This is a genomic window from Nostoc sp., from assembly GCF_036917235.1.
GTDB lineage: Bacteria > Cyanobacteriota > Cyanobacteriia > Cyanobacteriales > Nostocaceae > Nostoc.
In genome coordinates, this window is the sequence record NZ_JBALDU010000090.1 from 132,257 (window position 1) to 152,323 (window position 20,067).

The 20,067-nt window shown below is 42.9% G+C and carries 15 protein-coding genes and 1 pseudogene; 5 read left to right on the forward strand and 11 right to left on the reverse strand.

Going from position 1 to position 20,067, the window contains the following annotated elements; all coding sequences use genetic code 11:
• Window positions 1–50: 50 nt before the first annotated feature.
• From V7K44_RS25335 to V7K44_RS33300, 3 genes and pseudogenes are all read right to left on the reverse strand, one after another.
• The gene (locus V7K44_RS25335; RefSeq protein WP_334935549.1) at window positions 51–449 is read right to left on the reverse strand and encodes an MAPEG family protein; all 399 of its coding nucleotides are present in this window, start codon (window positions 447–449) and stop codon (window positions 51–53) included.
• 87 nt (window positions 450–536) lie between these two features.
• Window positions 537–1,040 carry a DNA recombination-mediator protein A gene (locus V7K44_RS25340; protein WP_100902618.1) on the reverse strand — a complete coding sequence of 168 codons (504 nt, stop codon included), beginning with the start codon at window positions 1,038–1,040 and terminating at the stop codon, window positions 537–539.
• A gap of 84 nt (window positions 1,041–1,124) precedes the next feature.
• A pseudogene (locus V7K44_RS33300) lies at window positions 1,125–1,450 on the reverse strand (hypothetical protein).
• Here V7K44_RS33300 and V7K44_RS25350 point away from each other — a divergent pair.
• On the forward strand, window positions 1,412–1,630 hold the full coding sequence (locus V7K44_RS25350; RefSeq protein WP_334935554.1) for a monooxygenase family protein: 219 nt from the start codon (window positions 1,412–1,414) through the stop codon (window positions 1,628–1,630). The pseudogene V7K44_RS33300 and the gene V7K44_RS25350 overlap by 39 nt on opposite strands.
• Before the next feature lie 161 nt (window positions 1,631–1,791).
• Here V7K44_RS25350 and V7K44_RS25355 read toward each other — a convergent pair whose 3' ends face one another.
• Window positions 1,792–2,886: a phosphotransacetylase family protein gene (locus tag V7K44_RS25355; RefSeq protein WP_334935556.1), complete on the reverse strand. Its 1,095-nt coding sequence runs from the start codon at window positions 2,884–2,886 to the stop codon at window positions 1,792–1,794.
• Between the two features lie 481 nt (window positions 2,887–3,367).
• Between V7K44_RS25355 and V7K44_RS25360 the strand changes: the two genes are divergently transcribed.
• On the forward strand, window positions 3,368–3,580 hold the full coding sequence (locus V7K44_RS25360; RefSeq protein ID WP_334935558.1) for a hypothetical protein: 213 nt from the start codon (window positions 3,368–3,370) through the stop codon (window positions 3,578–3,580).
• A 427-nt stretch (window positions 3,581–4,007) separates the two neighbouring features.
• Here the strand turns inward: V7K44_RS25360 and V7K44_RS25365 are convergent, their stop codons facing one another.
• From V7K44_RS25365 to V7K44_RS25385, 5 genes are all read right to left on the reverse strand, one after another.
• On the reverse strand, window positions 4,008–4,385 hold the full coding sequence (locus tag V7K44_RS25365; protein WP_292751273.1) for a response regulator transcription factor: 378 nt from the start codon (window positions 4,383–4,385) through the stop codon (window positions 4,008–4,010).
• Between the two features lie 83 nt (window positions 4,386–4,468).
• Window positions 4,469–8,599 (reverse strand): PAS domain S-box protein, encoded by a 4,131-nt coding sequence (locus V7K44_RS25370; RefSeq protein WP_334935565.1) that lies wholly within the window; start codon window positions 8,597–8,599, stop codon window positions 4,469–4,471.
• A 13-nt stretch (window positions 8,600–8,612) separates the two neighbouring features.
• On the reverse strand, window positions 8,613–10,571 hold the full coding sequence (locus tag V7K44_RS25375) for an ATP-binding protein (protein WP_334935567.1): 1,959 nt from the start codon (window positions 10,569–10,571) through the stop codon (window positions 8,613–8,615).
• Window positions 10,558–10,794, reverse strand: coding sequence for a hypothetical protein (locus tag V7K44_RS25380; protein ID WP_334935569.1), 237 nt, complete (start codon window positions 10,792–10,794; stop codon window positions 10,558–10,560). The genes V7K44_RS25375 and V7K44_RS25380 overlap by 14 nt, the downstream gene beginning before the upstream one ends.
• 382 nt (window positions 10,795–11,176) lie before the next feature.
• Entirely contained in the window at window positions 11,177–11,677 is a 501-nt protein-coding gene (locus V7K44_RS25385) for a fatty acid hydroxylase (protein ID WP_334935571.1), read from the reverse strand.
• 1,025 nt (window positions 11,678–12,702) lie between these two features.
• Between V7K44_RS25385 and V7K44_RS25390 the strand changes: the two genes are divergently transcribed.
• The 3 genes from V7K44_RS25390 to V7K44_RS25400 all read left to right on the forward strand — a co-directional run bounded on the left by V7K44_RS25390 (window position 12,703) and on the right by V7K44_RS25400 (window position 18,111).
• A complete protein-coding gene (locus V7K44_RS25390) occupies window positions 12,703–12,849 on the forward strand; it encodes a ribbon-helix-helix protein, CopG family (RefSeq protein WP_094348756.1) in 147 nt (48 codons plus the stop codon).
• A 1,187-nt stretch (window positions 12,850–14,036) separates the two neighbouring features.
• Complete coding sequence (locus V7K44_RS25395; RefSeq protein ID WP_334935573.1) at window positions 14,037–14,177, forward strand: hypothetical protein; 141 nt, start codon at window positions 14,037–14,039, stop codon at window positions 14,175–14,177.
• A gap of 337 nt (window positions 14,178–14,514) precedes the next feature.
• Window positions 14,515–18,111, forward strand: a complete 3,597-nt coding sequence (locus V7K44_RS25400) for an NB-ARC domain-containing protein (protein WP_334935575.1) — start codon at window positions 14,515–14,517, stop codon at window positions 18,109–18,111.
• A gap of 149 nt (window positions 18,112–18,260) precedes the next feature.
• On the opposite strand, the gene V7K44_RS25405 is transcribed toward V7K44_RS25400, so the two are convergent.
• Complete coding sequence (locus V7K44_RS25405; protein WP_334935578.1) at window positions 18,261–19,016, reverse strand: SDR family oxidoreductase; 756 nt, start codon at window positions 19,014–19,016, stop codon at window positions 18,261–18,263.
• A gap of 48 nt (window positions 19,017–19,064) precedes the next feature.
• Window positions 19,065–20,033, reverse strand: coding sequence for an SGNH/GDSL hydrolase family protein (locus V7K44_RS25410; RefSeq protein WP_334935580.1), 969 nt, complete (start codon window positions 20,031–20,033; stop codon window positions 19,065–19,067).
• Window positions 20,034–20,067 lie beyond the last annotated feature (34 nt).

The following is a 20,067-nucleotide window of genomic DNA, read 5'->3' on the forward strand; positions in this document are numbered from 1 at the left end:
GATTTTGGATTGGGAAAACTGTTCCCCAGTCCCCAGTTTCCATGCCCCAATTAACTAATAGCTTGGATGATGCTCAAGAAAAAGAGAGTGGCACAGCTAAAGATGCCAATGGCAAACATGAGCGATCGCAAAAGGGGTATATTCAAAATATAAAAAATCGAGTATAGCAAACGGGCTACGACAAAGCCGATCGCAGCTACTTGGGCTGTAAAAGAATTTACACCAGTTACATAAGCCATCAGTGCGGCTGCGGCAAATATCATAAAGGCTTCAAAGGTGTTCTGATGTGCCCAAGTAGCCCTTTGGGCATAAGGTGGCAATTTATCAAACAGGGCGCGAGGAGTAGAAAGCATTTCCGGGCCAATACGCACACGGGCATAAGCTACTGGCAAAAATGGCACATAAATGAGACAGGCAGCAGCAGCTATCGAGTACAAAAAAATTATCATTACTTATTAGTCATTGGTTATTAGTCATCAGTCATCAGTCATTAGTCATAAGTCAAATACAAATGACAAAAGACAAATGACAAATGACTAATCAAAGTAGAAAAGCGTCACCACTTTTCTTTGTTCTTCTGCATCCTGACAAGTTTGTAGCAGGGTGCGACTGTCATGAAACGCAAAACAGATTAGTTGTTGGCAACGGGAAACAATTTCCTTGTTGCACAAGTAACTAGCTTCCGCCAGAGACAGAGTATCATTACTGGGATTTTCGACTAGATGCATTACCTGTTCTAGTTGCTGGCGCGATTCTAAAGGCTGGCGTTCCAGGCTTTGGGGTAGAATCACCGTCAACAAATTTGCATCAGCCCGGGTTGCTCCCTTTATAGCCGCGGAATTTGTCCCTGTAGCACCAGAAGTAATGATTCGATTACCCGATAAAACTAGGGCATAAGTCATCATTTCAATAAGATTCTGATGCGTTATCGGGACGTGACGAGAACCTAGCAAGGCAATTCTTTTAGAACCTGTTTGCTGGATTGTCGCCAATTCTTGGGCTAATGTATCGAGGTTAATAAGGTCTGTTGATTGGCTCAAAGATGGAGATAATCAGACTAAACGACCCAGATATTTTACCAAACAGCGTGTAGATGCGAAGAAAACTTAAGTTAGACATTGCGACTAATTTTCGATTCTTTGGTTCAGTAACTCCATTACTTGGTTACACAAGGCTAGCCAATGTGTTTCGTAACTAATGCCATTTAGGAGAGTTAAATACTGAAATTTGCCTGATTCTGGCAGTTCTTGCGGATTATGAAAGTAACGCTGTTCTAAGTTATGGTACGTAGACAATTTTTTTTATGGGCTTTTTGGTGATTTTCTAGCTTTGCCAAGATAATTTCCTTAGGAACAATATTGCCAGCAAAAATTTTAACGAGTAAATCATCAATTGGCGTGGGTTCACAAGGTTGAGCATTGGTGCTGATGGCAGTGTTGGTATTTGGCACGAAACTTATTTAATCGAACCGGGAAGATATGAGGCGATTTACGGGAATACGCCTGTCTCTGGATTAGCTGCTGCAACTAAGCACGTCCCAGCTATGGGGCGGAGGGAGACAGCACGCCGGCGCCTGGGAGGTGACGGCGAGCCAGCTGTACCCTCACCAGCAATACAGCCTCCTAACTGATAATTAGACCTCTTGCATAAATCAAAAATAAGAAAGAACCCCACCCCGCCAAAGCTACGCTTTGTCTCCCCGCTCTTCGAGAGGGGAGGGGTTGGGGGTGGGGTGTTAGGGACTTTTGGTCTACTGAGCATTGATGCTCTTAATAGTTTGAGTTGATGAATCTAAGACAATGCCGCTGCGGGAGTTAAACCTAATTTGGATAACAAACGCTCAATGTCAAAATGCTCAGACATCAACTGACGAATATACTGAACCTTAATCGGCTCGTGGACACGAACTTGACCAAAAGTGCGGTCAACAATTCCGACAGTAGTTAGGGTATCTAAATCAACAGACAAAATGGGTATTTCTAGTTCTTCAGCGCGACTGAGAATGAACGGTGGGGGTGGTAGTTGCCCAGTGAGTATTAAACATTGGGTAGAAGTTTCCAAAGCCGCTTGCTGAATTTCCACCCGATCGCCTCCTGTCACCACTGCCATATTCCGGCGTTTGCGGAAATATTTCACAGCTGAATTGACATTCATCGCTCCAATTGCCAGACTTTCTACCAACAAATCCATGCGATCGTTGCGACAGAGAACATCAGCCTTTAACTGCTTGACTAGTTCGCCAACACTCACACTGCGGAGCAAATCGCTGTTTGGCAGCGTTGCTAGCACCGGAATTCCCTGCTGTTCCAAAAATGGTAGCACGAGAGTTTCAACTGCTTCTAGTTGAGTGACAGGGATATCATTGATTACAACTCCAATCAAGCGATCGCCCACACGCCTTTTAGCAGCCAATAGCGCCTCAACCGAAAGCAACGATTTATAGCGGGCTACTAACAGCACAGCAGCATCCAATACTTCAGCCATTTGCAGCAAAGACAAATCAAACAAATTGCCTTCAGACAAATCACCAGGCCCTTCCAGTAACACCAAATCTCCTTGAGATTTATGTAAGTATTGCTGTATTAAGGACTGCTGATAATCGGTTTTGTCTTCTCCTCGCAAGCGCTTTTGCACATTTGGTTCATCCAAAGCCAGCATTGTAGGTGCAACGCGGTTTTCCGGCAAATTGAGGCTAAGAGCGATGAACTGGACATCTTCCTCAATTACGGTTCCACTGGACGAATTGAAAGACGTACCGAGTGGTTTACCGTAAGTAATATCCAGACCTTTTTGCTGTAGCTGATGAGACAAACCCAGAACAGTTGCAGATTTACCGCTGTAATTCTCGGTCGATCCAATCAGCAAATATTTAGGGGATTTTGGCACACATGCACTCCTAATTTCAAAAGTCAGAAGAACCCAGCTAGGTGTTTCCTAATTCTAGTTCCTTCTGGCAAAAGCCTCTCGCTCTCACAAATTAAGCTTTCCCAGAATTACCTTCTGATTGAACAAGCAAGGGAGCTACTTATGGGTAGGCTTTTCAGATTAGACTAATTTTTTGGGTTTTAGAACCAATAAAGATTGTCTGAAACCTTAAAACTAGGTTCAATGCCTTCTAGGTTTCTAGCTGTTCCAGTTCCCGACTACGGGAGTTGGCGATGTTCTATGCTACTAAAGTGGTGACTTATCCCAAACACTCTGCTTCTAAAATTACGTTAAATCGATCGCCTGGTAGTAGTATTTTATTTGCTAAAATTTAGCTCGTAAATACGTATAAGATACAAGAGTGGTAATGAAACTACCCATAATTAAGGTAAAAACCTTTCTTCGCTAAGTAAGATTTAGGTTTAAAAAAAGAGGTATTGATATGAACACAAACTTAGAAGAATTTTCATATCTCTGGGAGGACTCTGATTGGGCACTCTTAAAATTCAATGCTTCACCTTCAGAAAAAGAACCAAGATATGCAATTGTAAACACGAGAACTAAACATGGTTTGCTAGTTAGTGATGATACTCTCTATCAGGATCTCAAAGAAACTATGCGTAAAAAAGGAGTTCGTATTGTTTCAGGTTTATGATACGTAGATGAAAATCAATTATTCGTGGATTAAAACTTGTGCTATTTTAGCTGGTCGTAAATGCCGCCAAATGGGACTATAAAAATATGTTGGTCGTCTCAAGGAATTACAGCGATGCCTTCGGCCGGCTACGCCTACGCAGCACAGATATAGTGTCTTTTAGATCGGTTGGTATGAGCAGTTATGGGTAGGTGCAATGGAGTTTTGGGCTGATTTAGCTCATAATTTGATGCGTCTCAAGCCCAGTAAACTACCCTATTTTCAGAAGGGTATACGTGCTATGACTGTTATCCAGTATGCTTTGTACTCACTTTATCACCCCTTCGAGTGAGTACTGTTAACCGTTGATCCATTGAGCAAGCGTAACCATATTTGTGCCGATTTTTCCAAGTACTGCGATCGCAGGCAAAATCATTTAATACTTTACTCAAAAGCCCAATACCTGCATTGATTTTTCAAGTACTTCTTTGGGGCGAAATGGTTTAGTTAGATATAAGTCTGCACCAACCTCAATTCCTTTTTGTTTATCAAATTCCTGTCCCTTAGCTGTCAAGATTATAATGTAGATTTCAGTCATTTGCAGGTCGTGTTTTACAATATGGCATACTTGCAGTCCATTCATTTTTGGCATCATTACGTCAAGAAAAACTAGGTTTGGTTTTTCAGTTTTGATGGTTTCGAGAGCTTCTTCTCCATTTCTAGCAGTTAGAAGTTCAACACCCTCATCTTCTAATGCTTCTAAGGCTTGTTCCATCAAAATCAAGATATTGGGTTCATCGTCAACAATTAGAATTTTCTGGGTCATAGGGATTGGGGATTGGGGATTAGGAATTAGGGACTGGGGATTGGGGATTAGGAGAATTCCTTCCCAGTCCCCAGCACCAGCGGTTACTGTTCTGACAACATAATAAAAAATACATTTTCCAACTCCTTCTCAAACCGTAGGGTTTTCACCAAATCGGCTTCTTGAGAGAAGATAGAATCGATGATGATCATGTCCGGTTTGGCTGACAGGGCTTTATAAATGCATTCTTGTGGATTGGAGGCTTCAATCACACTGTATCCCTGAGTTTGCAGTACATCTGATAGGGTTTTTAAGGCTGATGCATTTTTATCTACAACCAATACCTTTTTACTAGAAGTGCCTTGATAAAGCAATGAGCCAATTTCGTTGAGGAGTTTTTCTGTATCAATGGGCTTGGTAAGATAGCGATCGATGCCAATGTGGTAGCCCCGTTCTTTGTTTTCAATAATCGATAGAATGATAATTGGAATGTCTGCGGTCTGAGGATCGTTTTTGAGAACTGCTGCCACATCAAAGCCGTTAATTTGGGGCATCATCACGTCCAAGAGAATCAGATCGGGACGGGCTGTTTTAATTTGATGAATTGCATCCATGCCATCTTTAGCTTCTCGAACATTGTAGCCTTCGTTTTCCAGTTGTTGACGGAGCAGTTCCCGAATGTTAGCGTCATCATCTACAACCAAAATGGTTTTACGGTTTTGGTTCAGCACAGCATTTTTGGTGATGACGTGTTCTTTGAGTTGTTTGACAAGCGTATCCAAATTAAGATTAGCAGTGGTTTTTTGATCGCTGGCGTAGGTGGGAATAATGAACGAGAATATACTGCCTTTACCTGGTTCACTTTCAACCCAGATTCTACCGGCGTGATGATCGACGATTTGTTTACAGATGGGCAGCCCTAACCCAGTGCCTTTGGGTTTGTCGGTGAGGGTGTCGCCAACTTGGCGGAATTTCTCGAATACTTTTGGCTGGTCTTCAGGTGCAATCCCAATACCCGTATCGATGACGCTGATGCAAACACCGTCATTTCCTTGTTTGACGCGGCAGGTGACACAACCAGATTCGGTAAACTTAACTGCATTGGAAATCAGGTTGATTAAAACTTGCAGTAACCGGTTGCGATCGCCTACTATCTGAGGCAGTCCAGGTTCAATCTCGCTGACCAACTGCAAGCCATTGCTTTCAAACAACCCGGCGGTAGAATTGGTTGCCCAATCGAGTAATTCGCTGGGATCGATCGGCTGCATCTGCCATTCCACCTTACCTGCTTCCATCTTGGCGATGTCCAGGACATCGTTAATCAAAGACGTGAGCCGTTCTGCTTCCGACACAATAATGTTGAGATTGTCAGCCACCCGCTTAATCGTTTTCTGAAGCTTACGATCTTCGGTAGAAATCATTGGGAACACATCTGTTTCCAGCTTTTCTTGAATGATGGACGCAAAACCAAGAACAGAAGTCAGTGGCGTCCGCAGTTCATGGGAAACTGTTGAGATGAAATCGGTCTTCATCTGGTCGATTTCCTTTTCTGCCGTCACATCTCGAATCAGCAGTGCAGAACCGAAGCAGGCAGAGGGTTCTGAATCTGCCGTCTTTTTGAAAATGGCGGTTGCTACTGCTTGACCAATGCGTTCCTTCGTCAGTGCAACTTCGGCAGAAAAAACTTCTTTGGGATGAGACTGAGTTCGTGTAACCAGGTCTGCTAAACCAGATATCGGCAATTCTCGGTAGTGACCGTTGAGGGCGGTAGCTGTCAATTCATACATAGCTAAAAAGGCAGGATTGAAGTGGGTAATTTGTCCTGCGGTGTCTGCCACTAACAAACCATCTGCTAAGTTATCTAAAATGGCATTTAATCCCTGCGCTTCAGCTAAGGTATTTTGCAGGGCAGCTGTCCGCTCTACAACTCTGGCTTCCAGTTCTTGATTCAGTTGCCGCAGAGCGATTTCTGCTTGTTTGCGGGCAGTGATATCGGTATTAATTTCTAGCACCGCACAGGGCTGACCAGAGATGTCACGTTGCAGAGTCCATCGACTCTGGACGGTAATCAGTTTGCCATCATGGGTGACATGTTGCACTTCTCCTTCCCAATTACCTTGCTTTAATAACTCTGCGATGATTTCTTCTTTTGGTTTGGGAAAGGTTTTTTTGAGAAAAGACTGAATACATTTGTCTTTTACTTCCTCACGCGTCCAACCGTAGAGCCTTTCTGCACCCTGATTCCAGTGAGAGATTCTGTCGCTCATGTCGCGGACGATGATGGCATCACTGGAATGATTTAACATATCCAACAAACGTTGATTTTCCGCTTCTGCCAGCTTGCGATCGTGAATATCGGTGCAGGCTCCAATCCATTCCCGAATGCTGCCGTCTTCTTCTAGGACAGGGGTACCACAGACCCAAAAGTAGCGGTATGTGCCATCTTTGCCACGTAGCCGATATTCAGTTTGGTAGATACCTCGGTTTGCCACAGCAGCATTCCAAACTTCTGTGGATCTGGCACGGTCATCGGGGTGAATTGGATCGAGCCAGCCCCAACCCTCAACTTCAGCTTCGCTCTGCCCCGTATAGGCCATCCAGGTGAGCATTTCACTGCTTATTCCCAGTCCTTCCGGGGTAGCTCCCCAGACGATTTGAGAAGTGGCAGTTACTAAAGAGCGATATCGTTCTTTAAGACGCTGATTTTCGGCTTCTGCCAGCTTGCGATCGTGAATATCGGTGCAGGTGCCAATCCATTCTCGAACACTGCCATCTGCTTCTAGGATGGGCGTACCACAAACAAAAAAGTGGCGGTAGCTGCCGTCTTTGCCACGTAACCGATATTCGGTTTGAAAGAGAGTCCTATTCGCCACAGCATTACTCCAGGCAAGGGCTGTGTGGGTACGGTCATCGGAGTAAATCGGATTGAGCCAGCCCAAACCCTCGATTTCATCTGCACTCTGACCTGTGTACGCTAACCAGGTAGACATTTCATTACTCACCGCCTCTCCTTCAGGGGTAGTCACCCAGACAATTTGCGAGCTGGCGGTGACCAAAGAGCGAAACCGTTCTTCGTTCTGTTGCAGAGTTTGTTCTCCTAGTTTGCGATCGTGAATATCGGTACAGGTGGCAATCCACTCGCGGATGCTGCCATCTGTTTCTAAAACAGGAACTGCATTGCCAAAAAAGTAGCGATAATTGCCGTCTTTGGCACGAATCCGATATTCAAGTTGATAAAGACTCCGGTTCGCCACAGCAGCACTCCAAACTTCAGCACTCAGGGCACGGTCATCGGGATGCATAACTTCCAACCAGCCCCAGCCCATCATTTCGGCTGCACTCTGACCTGTATATGCCTCCCAACCGACTATTTCAGAGTTCACCATTCCTTCTGGCGATGCCGTCCAGACCATTTGGGAACTAGCAGTTACTAAAGAACTATATCGTTCTTTAAGACGCTGATTTTCGGCTTCTGCCAGCTTGCGATCGTGAATATCAGTGCAGGTGCCAATCCACTCCCGAACACTGCCGTCTTCTTCGATAACGGGGGTACCACAGACCCAGAAGTACCGATAGTTGCCATCCTTGCCACGAATTCGGTATTCAATTTGGTAGAAGCTGCGGTTTGCCACGGCTGCACCCCAGACTTGGGCTGTGCGATCGCGATCGTCAGGATGAACGGCATTAATCCAGCCCCCATTTTCCGTTTCCGCTAAACTTTGACCTGTATAAGCTACCCAGCTTACCATGTCAAAGCAAATTCCTTCTGGTGTGCTTACCCAAACAATTTGTGCAGTAGCTGTCACCAGAGAGCGGTATCGGGCTTCACTCTGTTTCAGGTTTTGTTCACTATATTGGCGTTCTTGCTGGGCGCGTCGAAGGTCGCTGATGTCCTCCACGCTAGACCAGATCAGCCGCTCCCCATCCTTCTCAATCATCAGTCCAGATAACCTGACCGGAACCAAGTGCCCATCTTTGTGGATGTACTCCTTCTCATAAGGCCCATAGCGACCAGTTCGTTCCAAGTCTTTTAGGCTAGATTGCTCCGTAGCAGCATATTTTTCTGGGGTAATTTGCCAGTAGGTAAGATCCAAGGTTTCTGGAACAGTACGCCCCAAAATGGCAGCAAAGGCGGGGTTGATGTTAATTAGTGTCCCATCTGTTCGGCATAGTGCTAGCCCAACAGGACATAGTTCAAATAGCTGACTGTTGTATTCATCGAGTTGGTTAAACATGGTTGAGGTTTCTTTAGTGGCGTATTTGGGTAGGATTAGAACAACAGAACCAAGACAACAAAGTGGCGTAAAGCTTTAACGAAATTGGGTTACGTTGGAACATCTGATAAATTTGATCGGGTGATGCACCTTCCACATCTGGACTCTGCTGTGAGAGTCGCTGAATTAGTTGAGTGTGGCGGATCAGCAAATCCGTCGGTTTGAGCATTGGAGTTGTTGATGGAATAAACCCGTCGGCATCGGGAGTGGGAGATGATTCGGTTGCGGGAGTTGGTGAGGCAGAGATGCAATTCTGTTCTTCAGTAGCATCCACCAATGCACAATTTAACGGAATCTGAATCCAAAATTCTGTGCCTTCACCTGGTTGAGAACGACATTTGAGCATTCCCCCATGTTTGTCTACAACAATTTGGTAGCTGATTGCCATGCCTAACCCGGTTCCCTTACCAATATCTTTCGTGGTGAAGAAGGGATCGTAAATGCGGCGAATTACTTCCTCCTTCATGCCAGGACCGTTGTCGGCAATGCGAATTACAACGGACTGTTGGTCAATAGCTCTGGTACGAATAGTTATTTGAGGACTATTTCTGACTCCTGAATTTTCTATACCTTCTTCCAAAGCATCAATGGCATTTGCCAGGATGTTCATAAACACCTGATTCAACTGTCCGGGATAACATTCAATCAGGGGAAGTTTTGCATAGTCTTTAACAATTTCAATTGCCGGACGATGAACATCTGCTTTCACGCGATGGTGAAGAATCATTAACGTTCCATCGATACCATCGTGGATGTTCACGGCTTTCATTTCAGCTTCGTCATGGCGGGAGAAGTTTTTCAGCGATTGGACAATTTCGACGATGCGACCTGTGCCCAGTTTCATCGAATCTAGCAATTTGGGGAAATCCTGCATAATAAATTCCAGGTCTATATTGTCTAACTCTGATTCCAGTTCTGGAGGAGCAACAGGTAGGAATTTCTGATATTTTTCCAGCAAGTGCAACAAGTCTTGCGCATATTCGGCAACATACTTTAAATTGCCGTAAATAAAATTAACCGGGTTGTTGATTTCGTGGGCAACTCCGGCAATGAGTTGCCCAAGACTGGACATTTTTTCGCTTTGGATTAACTGAGTTTGAGCTAATTGCAACTCATGGAGAGCTTGCTGAAGTTTCTGTGTCTGGGCTTTCGCTTGGACGGCTGCTTGAGTGCTTTGCTCGTAAAGCACAGCTTTATCAATGGCGATCGCTGTTTGAGAGGCAAAGATACTCACAAGTTTCAGGTGTTCAGCCTTGTATGAGTCAGTTTTGGATGTGCCAATTGCGATCGCTCCCAGTACCCGCTCCTTTGCTCGCAACGGTACACAAATCATTGCACTAACATTTTTTTGCCCCTCTAACCGAGGATCGGCTTGCACATCATTGACAAGTTCTGCTCGGTTGGATTGCACAATGTTGCCGATAATTCCCTTACCCGGTTCCGGCTGATTATGGTCAAAAAACACTCCAAATTCGGCAATGATTTCAAATGCAGTTGCATCTGGACTCAAAAGCAAAATCATCCCCGCAGATGATTCAATTAATTGACTCAATTCTTGCAGCACGAGTTGGGCAATCTGTCGCGTATCTAAACTTGTTGTGAGTTGAGTTGAGATATCGTCAAATAGATCAATTTCTTGATATCGCTCCAGCAATTCTTTGGCGAGTACTTTCTTCTCAGCTTCCTGCTTTGCCAGAAATGAGAGCAAATTTGCAACTAGAGTTGCCTGTTCTCCGCCAACAACCCAACCGAGGATTTCTCCTGAAACCTCGATTGGATAACGGTTTTCTACAGTTTGCTCTCCAATGCTAATCAGTTTCGTGCCGTCTACTAGTTCAACATCAATGGCAACGTTGAACTGGTAGATTAAGCTATGAAGGAGAGATGGCAACTCTTTTTTGTTGAGCATCTTTCTGAGGCTAACTGCGGACATGAAACACCTCATCTAGAGCAGGTTGCGAATTTCTGGCAATTAGTGTACGTGTGTTCGTGTAGCGTCTCGCAGAGAAACCTACAGCGTATTCCAACTTTCTGCCTCCTACCTCCTGCCTCCTGCCTTTTTCACCGTAGCTATGCGTACCCCTTCCCTGCGGGACGCTCCGCGAACGGATAAGCAAGCTACGCCCAGCATTTCCAGAAAAGAGAGGAATTGTCATAAAAATCTAGGAATATAATAATTTACTAATTAAGACTAGTTTTCCCAAAAACATTGGCGATATAACAGCGAAGTTGAGCGGTAGTAAATACCTTTAAACTCCTTACTAGAGGCATCCTTCCGTCTGTGTAACTTGTTTACTTTTTGATGAGTTCTATAAAAATATAAGTAAAAATTTTACATATTAAACAATCTATAGGTTTAAATTATAGTTAGTTGATGTCTCTTATTACTACTATTCGTAAATTAGGAATCAGCTTTTTTGAGTATGTGGGTGAGCGCATTTATGAGATTGGAGCAATCCCTTCTAGTGTATAAAAAGAAGCTGCGATCGCAGCTTCTTTTGGTAATTTTAAAAAGTATTTAGTAAGCGCTAGTTTTAGTTAGATCCGAGAATCGCGAAAACGAAGTCTGAGTAATCGCAGCCAGCGCAACCACATTTGTGCAGGTTGTTCAAAGAAGGTGAAAATATCACCAAAACCTAAATTAGTTTTGTGATGATGTAACCAGTGTCTCTCAGGAGTGGTAATAAATAGAATTTGACATAAGATATTTACAGCCTTTGGAGTTTCCCAACCTAGTACACTTATGTGTCTCCACCATACATGAAACTGACCAAGCAGTAATCCAGAGATAACGCCAATAGGAGAGAAAGACCACAAGACTACTGCTACAAGTACATAAGGTAAAGCTCCCAAGATACCATCTAAAAGAACCTGGGGATTAAAAGTCAAAATAGCATAGTGGCGGAAGTCCTTCTTCCAGGAGTGGTGCGTTTTTAAATGAAGGCTACCAAAAACGTGCTCGGGTACGTGATAAAAGAATGTAGATAGAAAATCGCCAAAAAACAGTAATAACCAAGCAACAGCGATAGCCTCAAGCATTTGTACTCCTCAAGAATAGTTAAGAAAACTCCACAGAAAATATGCAAGTCTCACGCTGTGTGCATAAACACCTAGTTTTCCGCCACTAAAGCAGCATCTGTGCGTCTTATGTGTCTAGACTCCAGCTAATTTGGCTCAGAGTATATGTAATTGGTTTAGTTGCAGTTTCTATGGATCTCCAATCCTTAATGTAGTAATTAGCAACTCGTAAGAACCTCCAATTTGACTTTTAACTCTGGGTTAATGGTATCAATACATCTAAAACCCGATTGAGATACAGTATTTTGCTATAGTTACTACACAATCTTCTTACTAAGGCATACAGCGTAAGCAAAGGTTGAGTTAAACTTAGTACAAATTTAGGTTAAGGCTTTCTACAATATTGTTAATTCTAAATTTATTGCAATTAATCTTCGATTATGACTCGATTTAGAATGATATAAATAGATATTCTGCCAATACTAATTGAGTTTTTGAGGTGAACCAAGTAGATTTATAGTTTAATTGAAACGCTGTATAATTTGGTTCGTCTAGAATTAACTAGATGCCATATATATTTTCTGTAAATCGAGTAATAATATCGCTTTCAATCTGCACTTTAAATAAATGAATTAACATTAAAAAGACAGGGATAATTTTAGAATTTATCTTTATTTGCTAAGTGCGTTTGGATTCCCTTACTCTAGATCATTAGCTCACTCTTGTTGTAGACACTCGCAACTTTATGTGTCACCCTTGTGCTGTAGTTGCTGTTGCGCATAGCTTGCTATGCGCAGGGAACGGGTAGGCATTAGACTACAGCCTAAGCTAAAAGGGATAAAAATTAAATGATAGAGTAGCAAATATTGATTTTTCCTTTATCATTTATAGAAAAGTTAGTAAATCAGTAAAGCACACCTGTAATATTTATTTACAACGTGTCCTATTGAAAGGGTATCTCAGTATATCCAAAATTTAGGTTACTTTCCATTTGGAAGGTAAAATCAGGATTTGAAGTTATGATTACACGATTTATCTATTTCAGTATGAACAAAAAATGGGCGGTCAAGCGAATCACTATAAACTTGGCATCAAATGAAGCCAAAAACCTTGAAAAATATTGTGAACAGACAGGCAGACCAGCAACGGATGTAATTAGAGAACTTATTCGAGCCTTGCCACTGACGAAATAAAAGTAGATTTGCGAACTATTTCACCTTGGTTCATTTTCAAGATATAAGTATTAAAATTTGGTTTAATTGGGGAGCATCTCACTTTTGGAAAAAGCCTAGCGAATGGAATTCGCGGTTACATGGACAAAACCCGCCTACGCGGGTTTCCAATTTCTTAAGTCCGCGCAGGCGGACTTCTCTGACAGACGCTACGCGTAGCTTGCTTCTCCGTTCGCGTAGCGTCCCGTAGGGAAGGAGTACGTTTGTGTAGCCGCGATTTCTGAGCGCCAAGTATATTTGCAAAACTGAGATGCTCCCGTTTAATTGGAGGTCTTAAATTCAGAGGCAGTAATTTTTTGTGATTATTGAGAGGAACGTAAAAATTTAGTTTATGGCGTGCTGCGTTCATTCATGGTGGGCGCGCCGAAAATAAGATGACACGATCGCTATTATTGAGTTGCACAATGAGGAGTGAGAGAATATTTTTTTGGTTCGGTGACTATCCTTATTCTGTCGTAATCTTCGTTAGAAAATAATCTCTAACCCATATTGCTTAAAATTTTTGCAACAAACAACAGTAGTGAGGTAGCAAATATACAGTCGTGAGGATTTAATCTATGATTACTGCTCTTGCAATTACTCACCTCAGAGTAAAATTAGAAACCTTTGTCCAAATCTGCAACACCTTCTACTTCAGCTAGAACTCTTCTGGACTGGCGCTTTTCAGACTTGGCGTCAACGTTCAGCAGCAGGTCAAGGCAAAGCTTGAATGAGTTCTCGAATCACGTCTATTGCTAGTTTGCCTGTCTGTTCGCAATACTTTTCAAGGTTTTGGGCTTCATCTGACGTCAAGTTGATAGTGATTCGCTTAAGCGCTCTTTTTTGACTGGAGGTTGTCAAACGGGGAAATTTAAGTGCAGCAGTTTTATTCATTGATTGATAAGCTAGATATATACAAAACTTTCTTTATCAAGATTGCCAATTCTGAGCTATCTTTACCAGTGAAAATCGATATTTTGAGATTGAACTTAAGCTTTACGCCCCAAAAATATTACGGATAATACGAAGTATTAAATAACTAGTACCATACGTAATAAATCTGTCATCACCAAATGCAAGAAGCTTTCGGCTGAAGAGATGGTGTCAGCAATACCCTACAGTCCAGATAGTCTGTTGAGCAAACGGTGTTGAATTATCGAGATAAGTGGATGCCAAAGGTGCTTTTTATCAGTGAATATTTTGGTAATATACCTGTTTTAAATTCTCTGCAACATGAGATTATCCGTTTGTTATGGCTATTACCCCATATCTATAGCAACTTAGTACCGCAAGGCGGAATTAAAAATTAAAAATTAAAAATGAATACAGTATAAGGGTTTCGTTGATTTGGAATGGTGAGGCAGTCCAGTCTTCTCCCAAAGGGAGAGGCTAGCGCCAAGGGGTTCCCCCATGAGGAACTGCCGTTAGCGAGCCTACCCCTACGGGGAAGCAAGCTACGCTTTTAGCGTCTGTCTTTGCTACGCAACGCTACCGCGAACGACACGCTGCGCGAACGTAGAGAGCGTCACGCGTTAGCGCCGGCGGCAAGCGAGTCATCGAGCGTCAGGGTTGGTTTATTTCCGCCGTGTTGTACTAGTAGATAATTCCTTTTAATAAAAAGTTATTAAACGAACAGTGAGTTAATACATGACTTTACAGAATTGGAGACGTAAGCGTGGCGTTGCACTTACTACCAAGGGATTACAAAAAATTAAAGAAGCAAAGCATCAGTCAGAAGCAAAAGAAAATTTTGGAAATCGGTATACTCTTGAAGAAATGAGTGTACGTTCTGGTTTATATTCCGCTACCATCTCGAAAGTATTGAATCGGGAAGGAGGAGTTGACAAACAGACTATTGAGAAGCTTTTTTCAGTTTTTAACTTAAAAATAGATAAAAGTGACTATTCAAGCTCAAATACTCGTCTAGATTGGGGAGAGGCTATCTTTAACTCCGCTTTTTATGGGCGTGTAGAAGAACTTATTACATTAGAGCAATGGATTCTCAATGAGCACTGCCAATTGGTTGCAATATTGGGAATAGGAGGTATTGGCAAAACAGGACTGTCTGTAAAGTTTGCTCAAAACATTCAGGACAACTTTGAGTATGTGATCTGGCGATCGCTACGAGAGGCACCGCCTGTTAAAATTATTCTAGGTAACTTAATCCAATTTCTATCTGACGAACAAGAAACAGAAAGTAACTTACCAGAAAGTTTTAGCGATCGCGTATCGCGACTACTCTATTATTTACAAAATTATCGCTGTTTAGTGATCCTTGATAATGCAGAATCAATTCTCCGCAGTGGTAGCCGCGCCGGACTTTACCCTGAAGGATATGAGGAATATGGTGAGCTTTTAAGACGGGTAGGAGAAGCAACTCACCAAAGCTGCTTAGTGCTTACTAGTCGTGAAAAACCCAGAGAAATAGCATTTTTGGAAGGACAAGCACTACCTGTTCGCTCATTGCCACTGAGTGGATTGAAGGTGGCGGAAGGGCAAGAAATTTTAAAACTCAAGGGACTATCGGCAGCAGAAGATGAATGGAAAGTAATGATTGAACGTTACGCAGGCAATCCATTAGCTTTAAAGATAGTTGCCACAACCATTCAAGATGTTTTTGATGGTAATGTGACTGGATTTTTGCAACAAGACACGGCTGTTTTTGGAGACATTCGCGATATTTTAGAGCAGCAGTTTGAGCGCTTGTCAGATTTAGAAAAGGAAATAATGTATTGGCTAGCGATTAATCGTGAGCCAATGGCGCTTCCAGAATTGCGAGACGATATTATATCACAAGTACCGCAAGCAAAATTAATGGAGGCTGTGGAATCTCTGCTAAGGCGATCGCTAATCGAGAAGGCTTCTCTACCAGAGGCTGCGCGTAGCTTGCTTCCCGGTAGGGGTACGCTAATGCCAACGCCTACGCTGATTGAAAAAAGTGAAGCATTATTCACACTTCAGCCTGTGGTCATGGAGTATATGACTAGTAGATTGATAGAACAGGTCTGTGAAGAGATTGTCACTCAGAATATTGAGTCCTTTAGGCGCCATACTTTGATAAAGGCGACTGGTAAAGACTATGTTAAAGATATTCAGATTCGCCTTATCCTTAAACCAGTTATAGATGGGTTATTTAACCACTTAAGAAGTAAAAAAAATATTGAAAGTAAGTTAACTCAAATTCTTGCAAGACTGCGAGAAGAATCTCCGCTAGAACCAGGGTATACGGCTGGCAATATTTTCAATCTGCTTTGTCATCTAGAGACGGATCTAAGTGGCTATGATTTTTCTTATCTGACTGTTTGGCAAGCAGACCTACGTAACGTAAATTTACACAATGTAAATTTTGCTCACGCCAATCTAAGTAAATGTGTTTTTGCTGAAACACTAGGGGGAATTCACTCAGTGACATTCAGCCCAAATGGAAAACTTTTAGCGACAGGAGATACTAATAATGAGATTCGCCTGTACCAAGTTGCGGATGGAAAACAACTGCTTATTTTCAAGGGGCACAAGGGTTGGATCTGGCCAGTTACTTTTAGTCCTGATGGTCGTGTTCTCGCCAGTGGCAGTGATGACCAAACAGTCAAGCTATGGGATATTAGCAGTGGGCAATGTCTAGCAACCTTAGAGGGTCATAGCGGTGGAATATGGTCTGTTTCCTTCAGTTCGGATGGTAATATACTGGCAAGTGGCAGTGAAGACACAACGGTGAGGTTGTGGGATGTTAGCAGCGGTCAATGCATTAAGATTCTACAGGTATCCAGTCGGGTATGGGCAGTCGCATTTAGTCCTGATAGTAAAATACTTGCGAGTGGAAATGACGATCACACGGTGAGACTGTGGGATATCAGCATCGGTCAATGTATTAAAATCTTGCTAGGACACACCCATAGGGTGCAGTCTGTTGCCTTTAGCTTGGATGGTTCGCTAGCTAGTGGTTGTCATGACCAAACATTAAGGGTGTGGAATATCAGCAGTGGTCAATGTCTTCAAATTCTACAAGGTCATACTGACTTAATAAATTCAGTTGCCTTTAGTTTAGATGGTCGTAAGTTAGCAAGTGGGAGTGATGACCAAACAGTTAAGGTGTGGGATGTGAGTACAGGTGGATGCATCAAGACTTTGAAAGGACATGGTAGCAAGGTGTGGTCAGTTGCCTTTAATCCTAATGGTACAACGCTAGCGAGTGGTAGTGATGACCAAACGGTTAAGCTGTGGGATGTGAGTACAGGTGGATGCCTCAAGACCTTCCAAGGTTACTGTAATGGGATATGGTCAGTTACCTTCAATCCTCAAGGCACCATACTTGCTAGTGGCAGTAGTGACCAAACGGTGAGGTTATGGGATGTTAGCACTGGTCAATGCCTCAAAACATTGCGGGGGCATAGTAATCGGGTTACATCAGTTTCTGTTAACCCAGACGGTAGCATCCTTGCTAGTGGTAGTGAGGATCTAACGGTGAAACTATGGGATATTAACACCAGTAAATGTCTCAAAACTTTGCACGGACATAGCAATAGAATATTATCAGTGGCCTTTAGTCCCAATGGCACGATGCTGGCCAGTGGTAGTGAAGACCAAACAATAAGACTGTGGGATGTTAGCACTGGACAATGTTTGCGGATTCTGGAAGGACAAACTCATCGGGTATGGTCAGTCGCTTTCAGCCCAGACGGTCATACATTAGTCTGCGGTTGTCACGATCAAACAGTAAGGCTGTGGGATGTTAGCACTGGGCAATGTTTGCGGATTCTGCAAGGTCATACTGACTGGATCTGGTCAGTTGCCTTTAGTCCTGATGGTACAACATTGGTAAGTAGCAGTGGTGACCAAACAGTAAAACTATGGAATGTTAGCACCGGATTGTGTCTTAAAACTTTGCATGGACATACTAATTGCGTATATTCCGCTGTTTTTAGTATGGATGGTTGCACATTAGCAAGTGGTAGTGGAGACCAAACTGTGAAGCTGTGGGATGTCAGCACAAGCAACTGCGAGAAAACTTTATCAGCACACACTAAGTTAACCTGGTCAGTTGCTTTTAATCCTAAAGGTAATACTTTAGCGAGTAGCAGTGAAGATGGGACGATTAAGCTTTGGAATATTTTGACAGGTGAATGCCTGAAAATTCTTTTTAGCTCTAGACCTTATGAAGCCATGAACGTTACTGCTATTACAGGTGTAACTTTGGCGACTATTGCCACTATAAAAGCTTTAGGAGCGGTTGAGCATCAAGATTAGCAGTACTTTGGTACTACAGTGATTGCTAATTTGTTCTTCATTCAATATATTGAGATGCTCTCAAGTTCTACACTTGTCGTTGATAAAAGAGATGTTTCTGAAGCAAGTGAAATTGTGAACTTGTTACCCTCAACTTCATCTACCCTGCCTTACTGTGCAGTATATCCTCCATCAATTATCATATTATGTCCCGTGATGAAGGAAGTCGCATCTGAGCACAACCAAACCACCGTTTTTGCAATTTCCTCAGGCTTGCCAATACGTCCTATTGGATGCGCTGTTGGAAGTTGAGCAATTAAATCTACGGGAAGACTAGCTAGCATATCAGTTTCTATAGCACCCGGACTCACGACATTGACTCGAATACCAGATTTAGCATATTCTATTGCTGCTGTTCTAGTTAAGGTAATGACTGCGCTTTTCGTGGCAGAGTAGATTGCATAACCAGGTACACCAACGACAGCACCGACGGAAGCCACATTTACGATCGCCCCGCTGTTCTGTTTGAGCATTGCCCTGATTTCGTACTTCATGCAGAGCCACGTTCCTTTAAAATTTACGTTAACCAGACGATCCCAGTCTTCTTCGGATATATCATCGATGATTAAGCCAGAATTGCCCCCAATCCCAGCATTATTGCAACCGCAGTCTAGACGACCATAAGTTTTTACAGTTTTATTGACCAGTGCCTCCACTTCCGCAGCATTTGAAACGTCGGTCTTGACAAAAATAGCCTCACCTCCTGTCTCTTTTATCAAGCGCACAGTCTCCTCACTTTCAGCGAGCCGACGGCTAGCAACCACGACTTTTGCTCCAGCGCTGGCAAATGCGATCGCTGTTGCCCGACCAATACCTGATGAGGCCCCTGTAACGAGTGCGACTTTCCCATGTAATAGACCTGTCATAGGTGTGTTCCTTCCCTTTTGATTGCTTTGTTTTGCACCAACTGATAGCTATTTGCGTTTCCGTAGCGATACTGCACCTACACCAAAAGTTAAGACTCCTAACACAGCAGAAGTTTCAGGGACAGGCACTGGCTCAAGCGCTGAAAACGCTAATTTTCCGATTAGCTTATGAGTGGCAGTCGTTGGATGGACTTCATCCCAGAATAAAAACTTGTCTGGAATACAGATAACTTGCTGTGTGGTAACTTCAATAGGCACCACTGGTGAATCTCCGATGCACGAGTCAGTTCCATTCGTGAGACTGAATTCCTCCGGCTTTGCAACGATCCGATTAAAAAGAGAATTAACATCAAGAGGAATAATGTTGACATTAGGGTTTAGTTCCTGACTCAAAAGGTTGAGGTTTGTGGTCAAGCTGGAATTATGTTTATTGGTAAAAGTGCTAAGTAAGCTAGAAACTTGACTATTATCGCCTGTAACTGGAAACTTTCCTAAATCTGGCAGATTCAATACCATAATATCTCTAGCTCCAACAGCAGCAAGCGATTTTACAGCCGTTGATAAATTTGTAACTGCCTGCGTAGGGTTGGGAGTGCCTTGGAAAAAGTAATCTAAATAATCATTAACACCCGCCCACAAGATGTAGAGGGAGTTTGGATCGGCAGACGGATTTGCTGTCGTAAAGCTGTTGATTTGTTGTTGTAATCCTGGTAGAGTGCTGATTCCTATATTCTTGAATCCTGTAGTTGCACCACCGAAGGCAAAGTTTGTGTTCGGATTGAAAGTTATCCCTAGATCGGAGGCGAGATATTCCACCCAAACCGAACCATTGGAAAAACGTTTATTAAAGTAAAGTGGATTTGGGGGAACGATTCCGTTAGTTGCATTAAATACATTACCCGTATCGGAAAAGCTATCTCCAAAAACATAAATCTCGTCATAATCCTTTGCCGAGACTTTGAGCGGAAATATCAAAGATAACAGGTAAAAGCCCGCCGCCAGAATTTCTTTTTGCACAATTAACTACTGAGTATGATTTAAATATTGATAG